Annotated in this window: 13 protein-coding genes; 9 read left to right on the top strand and 4 right to left on the bottom strand. The window is 43.3% G+C overall.

The features are described 5' to 3' along the window. The first annotated feature begins 65 nt into the window (after positions 1–65). From C3V36_06570 to C3V36_06540, 7 genes are all read left to right on the top strand, one after another. Positions 66–704 carry a TetR/AcrR family transcriptional regulator gene (locus tag C3V36_06570; GenBank protein AVM68927.1) on the top strand — a complete coding sequence of 213 codons (639 nt, stop codon included), beginning with the start codon at positions 66–68 and terminating at the stop codon, positions 702–704. Between the two features lie 34 nt (positions 705–738). Further along, positions 739–1773 (top strand): alpha/beta hydrolase, encoded by a 1035-nt coding sequence (locus C3V36_06565; protein ID AVM68926.1) that lies wholly within the window; start codon positions 739–741, stop codon positions 1771–1773. 5 nt (positions 1774–1778) lie between these two features. Beyond that, a complete protein-coding gene (locus C3V36_06560) occupies positions 1779–1967 on the top strand; it encodes a conjugal transfer protein (GenBank protein ID AVM70468.1) in 189 nt (62 codons plus the stop codon). A gap of 338 nt (positions 1968–2305) precedes the next feature. Then, the gene (locus C3V36_06555) at positions 2306–2728 is read left to right on the top strand and encodes a sigma-70 family RNA polymerase sigma factor (protein ID AVM68925.1); all 423 of its coding nucleotides are present in this window, start codon (positions 2306–2308) and stop codon (positions 2726–2728) included. Then, positions 2725–2955: a helix-turn-helix domain-containing protein gene (locus C3V36_06550; GenBank protein ID AVM68924.1), complete on the top strand. Its 231-nt coding sequence runs from the start codon at positions 2725–2727 to the stop codon at positions 2953–2955. The genes C3V36_06555 and C3V36_06550 overlap by 4 nt, the downstream gene beginning before the upstream one ends. Positions 2956–3409: 454 nt before the next feature. After that, positions 3410–3613, top strand: coding sequence for a helix-turn-helix domain-containing protein (locus tag C3V36_06545; protein AVM68923.1), 204 nt, complete (start codon positions 3410–3412; stop codon positions 3611–3613). Positions 3614–3695: 82 nt separating this feature from the next. Further along, entirely contained in the window at positions 3696–4913 is a 1218-nt protein-coding gene (locus C3V36_06540) for a site-specific integrase (GenBank protein ID AVM68922.1), read from the top strand. Positions 4914–5087: 174 nt separating this feature from the next. Here the strand turns inward: C3V36_06540 and C3V36_06535 are convergent, their stop codons facing one another. Beyond that, positions 5088–6065 carry a hypothetical protein gene (locus C3V36_06535; protein AVM68921.1) on the bottom strand — a complete coding sequence of 326 codons (978 nt, stop codon included), beginning with the start codon at positions 6063–6065 and terminating at the stop codon, positions 5088–5090. A gap of 398 nt (positions 6066–6463) precedes the next feature. On the opposite strand from C3V36_06535, the gene C3V36_06530 reads away from it, so the two are divergent. After that, positions 6464–8668: an alpha-galactosidase gene (locus C3V36_06530; protein ID AVM68920.1), complete on the top strand. Its 2205-nt coding sequence runs from the start codon at positions 6464–6466 to the stop codon at positions 8666–8668. 186 nt (positions 8669–8854) lie between these two features. Here C3V36_06530 and C3V36_06525 read toward each other — a convergent pair whose 3' ends face one another. After that, the gene (locus tag C3V36_06525) at positions 8855–9877 is read right to left on the bottom strand and encodes a hypothetical protein (protein ID AVM68919.1); all 1023 of its coding nucleotides are present in this window, start codon (positions 9875–9877) and stop codon (positions 8855–8857) included. Positions 9878–10065: 188 nt separating this feature from the next. On the opposite strand from C3V36_06525, the gene C3V36_06520 reads away from it, so the two are divergent. Next, positions 10066–10971, top strand: a complete 906-nt coding sequence (locus C3V36_06520; GenBank protein ID AVM68918.1) for a hypothetical protein — start codon at positions 10066–10068, stop codon at positions 10969–10971. A gap of 139 nt (positions 10972–11110) precedes the next feature. Here C3V36_06520 and C3V36_06515 read toward each other — a convergent pair whose 3' ends face one another. After that, the gene (locus tag C3V36_06515; protein ID AVM68917.1) at positions 11111–11884 is read right to left on the bottom strand and encodes a 23S rRNA (guanosine(2251)-2'-O)-methyltransferase RlmB; all 774 of its coding nucleotides are present in this window, start codon (positions 11882–11884) and stop codon (positions 11111–11113) included. A 193-nt stretch (positions 11885–12077) separates the two neighbouring features. Beyond that, complete coding sequence (locus C3V36_06510; protein ID AVM70467.1) at positions 12078–12752, bottom strand: potassium transporter Trk; 675 nt, start codon at positions 12750–12752, stop codon at positions 12078–12080. Positions 12753–12896: the final 144 nt, after the last annotated feature.

The raw sequence follows: 12896 nt of genomic DNA, 5'->3' as shown, positions 1-12896 counted from the left end.
CAGTCAAAATATGATATACTCTAATCAAGAGTACTGACTGATTGGTCAATTTAGTGAGGTGTCTAATGGTTACTAAGAATTTTGAAAAAATTTCAGATGAAAAAAAGGAGCAAATAATAACCAAGGGAATTGAAATTTTCTCAAAGTTTTCCTTTGTAGAAGCACGGACTGATTTAATCACTCATGAAGCTGGTATTTCTAAAGGTTTATTATTTTATTATTTTGGCAATAAAAAGAATTTTTACTTATACCTGTTTAAACATACAGTCGACCTATTGACACAAGATTTAGAATACGAAGGAACTTATGATAATTTTTATGAAATAATTTTTTATATGATGGATATGAAATATAATTTAATCACAAAATATCCAAATGAAACAAAATTTTTAAATATGGTTTCAAAGGAAACACACAAAGAAGTTAGTAAAGATATTAGAAATATTTTAAGCATATATCATAAAAAATCAAAAGAAAAATCAAGTAAGATTATTTTAAGTGCTGTTAAAAAATTGAAACTAAGACAAGACATAGATACTCAAAAAATTATAGAGAGTTTAAGTTTGTATATTGATGCAATTGTAATGAAATATCTACATTTGTATCAAGACAAGCCAATGGAGTTATTTGATAATTTTCATGAATTTAAAAAAGATGTTAAAGAATATCTTGATTTAATGATTTACGGAATTGTTATCGAGTAAAACATTCAAGAATTATAGTTAGGAGGAATGTTGAATGAACTATAAAAATCCATACGAAAAATTGTCTGGAAAACTAAATAATCGAAAACTGGTAAATGCTGGTTTTTCAGAAAAAACTTATGATACAGGGAGCGTTAAGCTGAACTATGTGGTTGGTCCTAAAAATGGACCGAGTTTATTATTGATTCCTGCTCAAATGGGTATGTGGGAAAGTTATAAGAAAGTACTTTTGCCACTATCAAAAATTTTCCAAGTATATGCCATAGATGTGAGAGGTCATGGAAAGTCTTCTTGGACACCGGGGCATTATTCATGGAAAATTATTGGTGAGGACATAAAAATATTTATAGAAAATGTAATAAAACAAAAAGTTATTATTAGCGGAAATTCATCAGGTGGCATTATCGCTCTTTGGTGTGCTGCTAATATTCCTGAATATATTTCCGGAATTATTCTTGAGGACGCACCCATTTTTTCTGCTGAAATGCCACGATTTAAAGAACAAGATAAATTCGTATATAACGGGCTAAAGCACCTTGTTAATCAAATCGGAAATATACCAGATAGAGATTTAGCAAATTATTTTCAAAATATGGAAGTACCAGCTTCTGATAAGAGAATCAAAAGAATTCCAAATTGGTTTGTTAGTTGGTTATCACGAAAGATAAAGAAGTTTCAGGATAAATACCCTGATAGTCCGGTTGAAATTGGCTTCCCAGATAGCTTACGTTTGCTAATTAAATCATTGTCTATGTTTGACCCGGATTTTGCCAGAGCCTTTGTAGATGGCAGGTTTTATGATGGTATTGACCATGCAGAAGCTTTTGAAAAAACCAAATGCCCCGTACTGCTTATTCAAGCCGATTGGAAACGCTACGAAAATTACGGACTTATAGGAGCATTTGATGATGATGACGCTCATCATGCTATTTCCTTGGCTCCGCAAATAATATATAAAAAAGTTTCCGCTAATCATGTTATTCATACTTTCAAGCCAAAAGAGTATATTAAACTATTATCAGAATTTAGAGAAATTGTATCTGATAATTCTATATGTAATGGTGAGTGATGACGATGTTGCTAACAGAATGGTTGTTATGTCCTATATGTAAAAGTAAAACGAGGATAAAACTACGAAAAGATACCGAATTAAGGAATTTTCCTCTTTACTGTCCTAAGTGTAAATTAGAAACTTTAGTTAGTATAAAAGAGTTTAAAACCACAATCATTAAAGAGCCGGACGCAAAGACGCAGAGCCGATGATGTAAGATATAAAATCTTATGTTATCGGCTATTTTTATTAGGAGAATTATCATGAAAAATATATACTACAAGCCGATTTTATACGGCATTTGCTTACAAACATAAAACACAGTTATCTATACAAAAGAATCCTCCGTGGTTTTTCACTTCCACAAATAATATAAGCAACACTGCATGGACACATAAACAGAGAACGGTCTGTTTGTGTGTTTTTTATTTATCCGAAATTTTTTTGACTGGTAATGCAACAAATCCCCCTTTCACGTCGGGACTAAGAGTGAAAGGAGGTAAAGGAGCAAGGCTCACTTCCTTTCAATCCAGAGAAAGGGGGTGAGAACATGAAACCGTCATCTTTTCAGACAACGATAGAAAACCAGTTTGACTACATCTGCAAGCAGGCTATGGAAGATGAACGAAAGGACTATTTCAAACAGCTTTCCAGACTGGCAAAACATGAAGTGTCCTTTTCGGAAATCGGCGATTATCTTGTCAGTCAGTTTGCCACAACAGACAGCTATGTAACGGACTTTCAGATTTTTATGCTGAACGGCATATCCATCAGCATTGAAAATGACCTGCTAAGCGAAGCACTGCGGAACTTGCCGAGCAACAAGCGTGAGATTCTGCTTCTGTTCTATTTTATGAATATGAGCGATTCGGAGATTGCAGACATGTTGAAAGTAAACCGTTCCACTGTTTACCGGCACAGAACCGGCGGACTTGCCATGATGAAGAAGTTTATGGAGGAATTTGAAGAATGAAGAAGAATTATCCTCTTGTTCCCTTTCCTCTCATTGTCAAAGCTGCTGACGGCAATTCAGAAGCAATCAATCAGATTATCCGGCACTATCGGGGATATATGACAAAACGCTCCCTGCGTCTGATGAAAGACGAATACGGAAACCAAAGCATGGTTGTTGATGAGGTTTTGCGTGGACGAATGGAAACAAGGCTGATTACAAAGATTCTGTCATTTGAAATCAAGTGACACACGCTCTCTTTTCGTGGAAGCGTGATGACGTTTCCACGCTTCCCGATTGGAGAGGCTTGTTATTCTGCAAAAGCATATATTCCCATATGTGTTTTTGCAGGCGAATAAGCCCCTATGTTCTTTGAAAACTGAATAAAGCGGTCAGATACGTTGCGATAAGAAACGAGCTGATGGACTGGTACGCCATGACCTGTCAGAAATGACAGTGAGCGATTGATACCGGAACTCCATAAGTCATCATCAGCAAGATGATTGCCATGACTTTTTTATCGACATAATGATACTCCCGTACAGTCACAGTCCGAGCGTTGAAGCACAGAGAACCTGTGTGAGCCGTCGCAGGCAATGAGTACGGCTGCATGAGAACCATGCAGGGGTGAGATTCCCGTGAGCCTTGCCAAGGCTGTCTGACTGCTTGTAAAGCCAAAAATTTGAAAGGAGGATTGATGACATGAATCAGGCTTATGTTCCTATCTGGGAACGCTACACGCTGACGATTGAAGAAGCTGCTAAATATTTCCGTATCGGTGAAAATAAGCTGCGTCGTTTAGCAGAAGAAAACAAGAATGCAGGCTGGCTGATTATGAACGGGAACAGGATTCAGATCAAGCGAAAGCAATTTGAAAAAGTGATAGATACATTAGATGTCATATAGGGTATAAGGGTCTTGAATAGATATGGTATAATCGTATCAAGTCGTATCAAGGCTCTTTCCATACAGGAAAGGAGCAGATACCATGTCAGAAAAAAGACGTGACCGTAAAGGTCGGATTTTGAGGACTGGAGAGAGCCAGAGAAAAGACGGAAGATACTTATACAAATATATAGATTCATTCGGAGAAACACGGTTTATCTACTCATGGAAGCTGGTATCTACGGACAGAGTACCGGCAGGCAAGCGGGATTGTATCGCACTGCGTGAAAAAATTGCAGAGATACAAAAAGATGTTCAAGATGGGATTGATGTTATCGGCAAGAAGATGACACTTTGCCAGCTTTACGCCAAGCAAAATGCTCAGCGTCCTAATGTAAAAGCAAACACAAAGACCGGACGTAAATATCTGATGGAAATTTTGAAGAACGATAAGCTGGGCGCAAGAAGCATAGACAGCATTAAACCGTCTGACGCTAAGGAATGGGCTATTAGAATGAGTGAAAACGGATTTGCCTATTCCACCATCAATAACTATAAGCGGTCACTGCGAGCTTCCTTTTACATTGCGATACAGGATGATTATGTAAGAAAGAATCCATTTGATTTTCAGCTTAATACCGTTATTGATGATGATACCGTTCCTAAAACGATATTGACACTGGAACAGGAAGCAAGACTGCTTGATTTCGCAAAGTCTGATACGGTCTATCACAAGAATTATGACGAAATTCTGATACTGTTAAAAACCGGACTTCGTATTTCAGAGCTATGCGGTATGACTGTTACAGATTTGGATTTTGAAAATCATCTTATCTTGGTTAATCATCAGCTACTAAGAAACACTGAGCTTGGGTATTACATTGAAACACCTAAAACCAAAAGCAGTGAGCGGCAAGTACCAATGGTTGAAGTTACATGTCAGGCATTGAAAAGAGTATTGGCAGTGCAAAACCAAAACGAATGTGTTGAGATTGATGGATATAGCAACTTTCTTTTTCTCAACAGAAATGGCTATCCTAAAACGGCATGTGATTTTAACAGCATACTAAGAAACCTCATTAAAAAGTACAACAAATGCCATGAGGAAAAATTGCCACATATCACACCGCATACACTTAGGCATACATTCTGCACCAACTGTGCCAATGCCGGTATGAATCCCAAAGCCCTGCAATATATTATGGGACACGCAAACATAACCATGACACTGAACTATTATGCACATGCGACCTGTAATTCGGCTATGGAGGAAATGAAACGCTTGGAAAAAGAACAACAAGCAAGATGTTTAGTCCTTTAAAAGAAATGAATTTACTACCCTTTTACCACTTTTAACAATCAATTCATAACAAATTACACAAAGAAACGTGAAGTATCTTCCTAAAGAAAAAATGCCCGAAAACCTACATAACAAGGCTTTACGAGCATTTAAGAATATTCAAAATGATAATTGGAAATTTGTGATATGTTTATACTATAAAAAGTATATCAAAGCAATCATCAACACAATCACGCCCAGATTGACAGTGGTTGCCATCCACAGGCTGTTTTTGGCATTTCGGGTAAAGCTGCTCATGGTGTTGACCGATTGATACATCCAACTGTCGGCTACACCCGGAATATGAATCGGGACGGCAATAATCTTGGAGTAAATTCCTGTTGCCGTCGAAACTTTTTCCGCAATAACTTCTTGCGAATTCAGAATCTGACGAATATCTTCCTGAACCCCGGACAGAGCCTGCATATTTTGGTCGGCATCTATGGAATTGGCGACAATTGTGCCGTCATTTGTAATAATCAGCTTGATGCTGTCGGCAGAATTGCCCTCAATCGCTTCAATTCTGTGCTGAAAGTTTTTCAAATTGATATCGGCGTTAACCACGCCGACCGCTTCTCCCCCGTGCATAATCGGCAGCGCTAACGTGGCCAGCAGTTCCCCTTCATCTTCATATAGCGGTAATACCAGCATCTTTTTCTCTTGCAGCGGCCGATCATACCATTCTTCTCCGGTCGGGTCGGGATCAGCCAACTCGATTTCGCCGTTAAACAGCTCAGCGTAAACCGTAAACCGGCCGTCGATGTCGTCCCGGCCGTCAAACCTGTCTTTTTCAAAAGCCACTCCCAAACCGTCAATTTCCGTGTTTTTTCTGGTAATTTCAGCCAGACAACTTATCACCAGATCTCGTTTTCTGTCCTGCACCGGCAGGTTTAAATACTCTTCTGCCAAAGCCCTGACATCGTTCATGCTCTGATACATACTGGTAAAAATGGCTTCTGCTTCTCGGGCCAGCTTTCTGGTTTTTTCCAGTTCGACCTTTTCATTGAATTTCATTTCCATGTTATATAAATTGACTGCGTCATATCCGGTTTTGATGCCCAAAATACCCATTAATACCGCCGCAACTATTATGCTTAGCTTTAACCCGATGGAACCGCTTTTCCCTTTTTTCATTCCGCTTTTCCCCTTTCATCTGCTGGCCTGTGCCGCCGTCTCCGACGCTGCTACGGTGATTCCTATTTCTGTAATTGTATCCCCTGTCCGGTCGCGGCACGGCTGTTTTATCGACAAACACCTTGCCGCTAAATAAGATATTAGAGCACCTATAAGAACCATGTTAATTATATGACAAAATGCGCTTAAGTACAATATCTTTTTAAATAAAAATATGTAACCGTTCCGGCAACACAGGTAAAAATCCGCTTGCCTAAACTGTTGCTAAAATATTGCTTTCTATCCGTGAAAAGCAGTTGTATTTTCAAAACCGACAACGTATAATAACAATATGTCTGCACAATCGCAGCATAAAATTCCATATCATCCGCCGACAACTCATCCGAAAGGAGTTTTCCATGATTTTATTTCATGAAAGCAGCCGCCAGTTTCACTTATTTAACGACCAAATCAGCTATATTATAGAAGTAATGGACAATGGCCAGCTGGCCAATCTTTACTATGGCTCGGCCATCCGCGACCGCCAGTCCTTTACCTATCTGCGGGAACGCTTCGGGCAGCACCTGGATGCCGGAACAGCCCCAACTTCGCTCCTGACCCTGCAATTTACCCGGCAGGAATATCCTGCTTACGGCACCGGCGATTTCCGCTATCCGGCCTACCGCATCCGGCAGGAAAAAGGCAGCCTGATCTCCGGTTTCGTCTACGAAAGCCATCAGATTTTCTCCGGAAAAAAAGAGATTCTGCCGCTTCCCTCCACTTACGCGGAAACGGAGGACGCCGACAGCCTTGAAATCACGCTGTTTGACGCGGTCACGCAAACCCGGATGATGCTAAGCTATACGCTCTTTCGGCACCTGCCGGTCATTGCCCGCCACACCACCTTTACCCAAGTTGGACAAACACCCGTTTCTCTGCCTATTGCCATGAGCCTCTGTCTGGATCTGCCGGATATGGACTGGCAGATGCTGCATTTAACCGGAGCATGGGGACGGGAGCGCCAGCTGCGGCAAAGAGATTTGGCTATCGGCACGCAGTCAATTGCCAGTCTGCGGGGCGCCAGCAGTGCCGAACATAATCCGGCCTTTTTGTTAAAAAGAAGTCATACGACTGAGTTTGCCGGGGAAGCCATTGGCTTTGCCCTGATTTACAGCGGCTCTTTTCTGGGACAGGCAGAGGTTTCTTCCTATGAGGAAAGCCGGGTACTGCTGGGCATCCACCCGGAAAACTTTGACTGGCAGCTGAACACCGGCGAGAGTTTTACCACACCGGAAGCCGTGCTGGTCTACTCGGCGCAGGGAATGAACGCTTTAAGCCAAAGCTTTCATGCTTTGTTTCAAAATCATTTAACCCGCAGCTGTTGGCGAAATCGACCCCGGCCGATTCTGCTCAATAACTGGGAAGCTACCGAAATGAACTTTGACGAGGCTAAAATCTTAAAAATTGCCGCCAAAGCCAAAGCAGCCGGTGTCGAACTTTTCGTCTTAGATGACGGCTGGTTCGGCACACGCAATGACGACAAACAAGGTTTAGGCGACTGGTTTGTCAATACCGAGAAGCTCCCCGACGGAATCAAAGGCTTATCCGAAAAAATAAACGCTATGGGCTTATCTTTCGGTCTGTGGATTGAGCCGGAAATGGTCAATAAAAACAGCCGGCTGTGCGCCGCGCACCCGGACTGGCTGATGGTTGACCCGGAGCGCCCGGCCAGCCCGTCCCGGCATCAGTTTGTCTTGGATTTTTCCCGGGCGGAAGTGGTTAATGCTGTTTTTGCCATGCTCGACGACATCATCGGCAACGCCAATATCGCTTACATTAAATGGGATATGAACCGCTATATCACCGAGTGCTACTCCAATCATACCCCGGCGGCCGATCAGGGCAAGGTCATGCACCGCTATATTTTGGGCGTTTATGACCTGTACCGGCGCCTGACCGAAAAATACCCGGATATCCTGTTTGAATCCTGTGCCAGCGGCGGCGCCCGCTTTGATGCCGGGATTTTGGCCTTTGCTCCGCAAGCCTGGTGCAGCGACAACACCGATGCTATTGACCGCTGCCGGATCCAATACGGCACCAGTCTGTTTTATCCGGTCAGCAGCATGGGCGCTCATGTTTCGGCAGTGCCGAACCATCAAACCGGCCGGAGCGTACCGCTGTCTACCAGAGCCAATGTCGCCTATTACGGAGCGTTTGGTTATGAACTGGATTTAAATGAGATTTCCGAAGCGGACTTTAACGAAGTGAAAAAGCAAATTGCCTTTTATAAAGAAGCCCGCCCTGTTTTCCAGTACGGCACTTTTTACCGTCTGCTTTCGCCCTTCGCCGGAGGCGGACATACGGCATGGATCAGCGTGGCACCGGATCAAAAAACCGCTTACGCCGGCTATTATCAGACTTTAGGCGAGGTCTATCAGCGCGGCTTCCGCCTGCGCCTGGCCGGACTTTGTCCCGCTCAAAAATACCGGGTGCTCGCCCCATACTATGATAGAGAGCATTTCGGCGACGAACTGATGAACGCAGGGCTCCTGATTGATCGCCGAGTCTTGCAGCACTTAGGCGGAGATTTTTCGTCGATTTTGTTTGAAATCAAAGCGTGCTAAAATAGGCGGTGCTTTCACCGGAGAGCTAAGCGCATTTAAAAAGGGCTGCTGCATAATAAGGACTTATATCAAGATATTATGCTGATAGATAAATCTTTTCAATATCTTGTATAATGGCCTTAAAGTGCAGCAGCCCTTTTTGAGTTTTGGGGAATTATGTCTTTCCGTAAATCCCCAGTTACGTTCTTAAATACCAAATTTTTTATATAAATAATTCGTAAACCACTCCTCAACGACAATCCAGCTTATATAAGAAGCCGCAATAATGACCGGAAACAGAATAAATAAAACAATTATAACGCCCTGTTGTGAATACTCGGCTACGGAATAAATTTTATTTTGCAGCGATATCAACAACCCATGAACAAGGTACACCGAATAACTAATATTGCCTATAAAAATTAACGCTCTCGGCGGACGCTTTTTTTCAAAAGCTTTAAAAAACAGCAAAAAGAACAGAAAAGAAAGAATCCCAGCACTGGAAAAACGTCCTATATTTACACTGAAAGTATCAAGCATCAAAACCAGCACCCAAATTGAAATCGCTATAAAAACCAATACTTTATGTGCTATTGATTTTTCATCTGTCATTTTTTTCAAACCTTCCACTCGAAACAAAAGATAATAGGATAACATCCCTAAACAAAACTCCAGCATTATAGGATTTCCACTCCAATTTAACAGAAACATATTAGACTCTGAAATCTTACTGGCAGCTACCAAAGCAAAAATAACAGCACTTGCAACCATCGCCCTATATTTATGTGAAATTTTAGCTGCAATCCCAAAAATGATATAGAAGAAAACTTCATAATTCAGTGTCCAGCCCTGAACAACCAGTGGAAAAACAACCATATTCTGCGCCCTATAACCAAAGCTTTCATAGGGGATAAAAAACAGCGACTGAAACACTTGCGAAACATCCGTCAAATCCACCTCGCCGTGAGGAACCAGCAGCCGCAACGGAACATATACCAAAGTCATCAGCCAATACAAAGGCACAATCCTAACCGCTCGTTTTAAAAAAAACTGATTCATACCTTTTTCTGATATATAAATCATAATAAAACCAGAAATACAAAAAAACAAATCTACCCCATATTGCCCAAAATGGAATAAACCAATATGAAATACCACCACTGATAAAGCGGCGATACCGCGCATTGCCTGTACACTATCAATTTTATTGTTCACTTTCTTCACGCACATCTTTTTTTCCTTTTTTCTTAGTTTTAGTTAAAGTTTACTTCTTCATTTCTTACCGCAACCCCTAAGCCGCCGGATATTGACATCACCCCCAAAAATTAGTACAATAAGGATTACAGTTCCGGCAAGCCATACCAGCGCGTCGCTTGCCGCCGCGCCTGTCTTGATAAATTTCAGCAAAAGGAGAGTTTATGGAAGCAATTAAAAAGAAATGGTTTTTTATCAGTTTAGCTTATGTGTTTATCATTTACTATATTTTTATTATTCATTTAAAGGGAACGCAGCAGTCGCTTTATTTGATTCTAATTTCCCTGTATGTCGGCATTACCGCCATTTTGTTTTTGGGCAATATCGTCGGCTTTCCGGGCTTGGTTCTGCATGCCTTTTTTCACCGCGAGGACAAGGCTTTGCCCTTTTACCGGGCTGCCTATAAGCTGGGCTGCAAAAGCTCACAGCTGCTGGCCGCTTATGGCTTGATTTTGCTGCGCCGGGGCGATGCGCAAAACGCGCGGGAAATCTTTGAAGCGGCGCTGGCCTCCAACCGCAATGTTTTTTACACCCGCACGCTCAAGGCCAATCTGGCGATTTGCCAGTGGAAGCTGGGGCAGCCGGAAAAAGCCTATGCCGACTATTTGGAGCTTTATTATTTTCCTGATAAGGATAAACTCCCCGGCTATGATTTAAACGAACTGGAAGCAGGCTTGGAAAAGAATACCACTTTCACCGAACAGGACTTTGTTACTATGGGCTTTTTGGCACTGCTTTGCGATGAACTGGCCGCCGCCCGCTATTTTTCCGAGGTTGCCCTGTTAAAGGAGCCCCAATATGCCGCCGCCTATGATAATCTGGGACAAATTTATTTCCGCCAAGGCGACACCGAAAAAGCCAAACAAAACTTCACCAAAGCCTTGGAGCTAAAACCGGGCTTAATGGACTCGCTTTATTATATGGCGGTTATTGCCCTTAGCGAAAAGGATATCCCGCTGGCCAAAGAATATTTAGCCAAAGCCGAAAGCCAAAGCTTTAACGCCCTGAACACCGTTTCCGCCGAGGATTTAAAGGTACTGGCAAATAAAATTTCTCTATTCGCCGAATAACGAAAACTGCCGCTATGCCCAAAGCAGAAAGGGACGCGCAAGATTCAGCGGTAAACTGAACTTGACGCACTGTTTTCTGACCTAAAAAAATGAAACCGGCCAGCTTAAGCGCTAAATCAGGTGCCGGTTTCAAGAAAAATTATCCCCGCTGACGTTTGGCTTCAAACAGCAAAACCGCGGCCGAAACGGCCGCATTCAGCGATTCCACCCCGCCGCTCATCGGAATAGCGACGCGCTTAGCCGCCTCTAAAACAGAGGAACTTAAGCCTTGGCCCTCATTGCCGATGAAAAACAGCGCGCCGCCGCTGTAATCGGCCTCGGTATACAGCATGGCGTTCAGCGGTGCGGCGGCAAAGCCGGGAATTCCGCATTTATTCATCACTGCCAGTAATTCCGGTAAATCCGTCTCCACTATGACTGGCAGGCGACTGAGCGAAGAAGCGGCTGCTTTGATCGTCTTGGGATGATAAAGATCAACCGTTCCGGCCGAGCAAAAAAGCGCCCGTACTCCGGCCGCTTCGGCGCTGCGAATCATTGTCCCCAAATTACCGGGGTCTTGAATCGCTTCGACCGCCAGATAAAGACCGCCCGCTTCCGGCTGCCATTCCGGCTGCCACAGCGCCGCCTTGACGGGCAGCCACAAAATCAAGCCCTGACTGGCCGGATCAGCCGACAGTTTGGCAAATAAGGAATCCGCCAGTAAAATAACCTTGTTTTCCGGCAGCTGCCACCTATGGGCTTCCTCTTTTCGGCTCAGCGGCAGCAAATAGGCCTTGACCTGTTCCGCCGGAATATCCAGTCCGTTTAGCCCCTCCGCCAAATAAGAGCCTTCTCTTTGCCGATATTTTCTTCCTGATAATAATTTAACAAAAAGTTTATATTGCGGATTGTCCGCCGATGTGATTTCTTTCATAACTTCCCCATTCTATCCGTTTTCCCTCTGCGAAACTATTCCTTGCGCCCACGCTAACCGGATAAATTGCCTGTCCGGTACCATTTCCCGCCCGCACTCAATTTTCCTGTCGGTTAACCGCCAAGCTTTCCGCTGATATGCTCTGCCGCTTAACCAGACGCACGCCAAAGGCGAATTTCTCGCAGAAAAAACTCTAATGCCCGATTTCTTTAAAGGAATCATAAGAGCCAATCATAATCAGCACCTCACCCCGCTCCAGCGGTGCGTCCGGATCAAGGACGATGGACGTTTCTCCGTTCGCTTTTTTACCGATGACATTTAACTTATACTTTCCCCGCAAGTTCAGCTTGCGCAAAGTATCGCCAATCCACTCATCCAGCACTTCCACCTCGGCGATGCTAAAATCCGGGCTTAATTCGATAAAATCCATAAAGGTCTTGTTCGTTAAATTATTCGCCACCTTTTCGCCGATTTCCTTTTCCGGAAAAATTACCTTATCCGCACCCACTTTGAGCAGTACCTTTTCATGCACAGCGTCTTTGGCATTAGCCAGAATATACGGCACACCCTTTTCCTTGGCGACAATAGTCGCTAAAATACTGGCCTGCAAATTATTGGACATGGCTATAATCGCCACGTCAAAATTGCCCAGTCCCAATTCTTCCAGTGCCTCCATATCGGTCACATCCGCCACCACGGCGTGCGCCACCACCTCACAAGCGTCCTGCACCAAATCGGGATTGCTGTCGACCGCCATCACGTCATAGCCGTCCGCCGCCAGCGAATAAGCCACACTTCGACCGAAGCGCCCCAGGCCGAAGACTACGAATTCCTTTTTTTCACCGCTAAATTTACTTTTCTTACTCATTTCTATCCTTTCCTGCCGATACACGCTGCCGCCATGCCTGTCAGCTGCGGCCATCCCTCTTTCGGGGCAGCAAACCATAGAGCCGATGTTCCTGCTGCGGCCAATTTGCATTTTCCCGGCTTTTTCCTGCCTGCTCTCCACCGC

It is taken from the genome of Lachnospiraceae bacterium oral taxon 500 (assembly GCA_002999035.1).
Lineage (GTDB): Bacteria > Bacillota > Clostridia > Lachnospirales > Vallitaleaceae > W11650.
Note: the sequence above shows the minus strand (reverse complement) of the source record. Positions and strands in the feature narration are given on the sequence as shown.

Excerpts from the sequence above, each read along its gene's own strand:
- C3V36_06570 (AVM68927.1), top strand. The coding sequence starts at position 66 with ATGGTTACTAAGAATTTTGAAAAAATTTCAGATGAAAAAAAGGAGCAA.
- C3V36_06565 (AVM68926.1), top strand. The coding sequence starts at position 739 with ATGAACTATAAAAATCCATACGAAAAATTGTCTGGAAAACTAAATAAT.
- C3V36_06560 (AVM70468.1), top strand. The coding sequence starts at position 1,779 with ATGTTGCTAACAGAATGGTTGTTATGTCCTATATGTAAAAGTAAAACG.
- C3V36_06555 (AVM68925.1), top strand. The coding sequence starts at position 2,306 with ATGAAACCGTCATCTTTTCAGACAACGATAGAAAACCAGTTTGACTAC.
- C3V36_06550 (AVM68924.1), top strand. The coding sequence starts at position 2,725 with ATGAAGAAGAATTATCCTCTTGTTCCCTTTCCTCTCATTGTCAAAGCT.
- C3V36_06545 (AVM68923.1), top strand. The coding sequence starts at position 3,410 with ATGAATCAGGCTTATGTTCCTATCTGGGAACGCTACACGCTGACGATT.
- C3V36_06540 (AVM68922.1), top strand. The coding sequence starts at position 3,696 with ATGTCAGAAAAAAGACGTGACCGTAAAGGTCGGATTTTGAGGACTGGA.
- C3V36_06535 (AVM68921.1), bottom strand. The coding sequence starts at position 6,065 with ATGAAAAAAGGGAAAAGCGGTTCCATCGGGTTAAAGCTAAGCATAATA.
- C3V36_06530 (AVM68920.1), top strand. The coding sequence starts at position 6,464 with ATGATTTTATTTCATGAAAGCAGCCGCCAGTTTCACTTATTTAACGAC.
- C3V36_06525 (AVM68919.1), bottom strand. The coding sequence starts at position 9,877 with ATGTGCGTGAAGAAAGTGAACAATAAAATTGATAGTGTACAGGCAATG.
- C3V36_06520 (AVM68918.1), top strand. The coding sequence starts at position 10,066 with ATGGAAGCAATTAAAAAGAAATGGTTTTTTATCAGTTTAGCTTATGTG.
- C3V36_06515 (AVM68917.1), bottom strand. The coding sequence starts at position 11,884 with ATGAAAGAAATCACATCGGCGGACAATCCGCAATATAAACTTTTTGTT.
- C3V36_06510 (AVM70467.1), bottom strand. The coding sequence starts at position 12,752 with ATGAGTAAGAAAAGTAAATTTAGCGGTGAAAAAAAGGAATTCGTAGTC.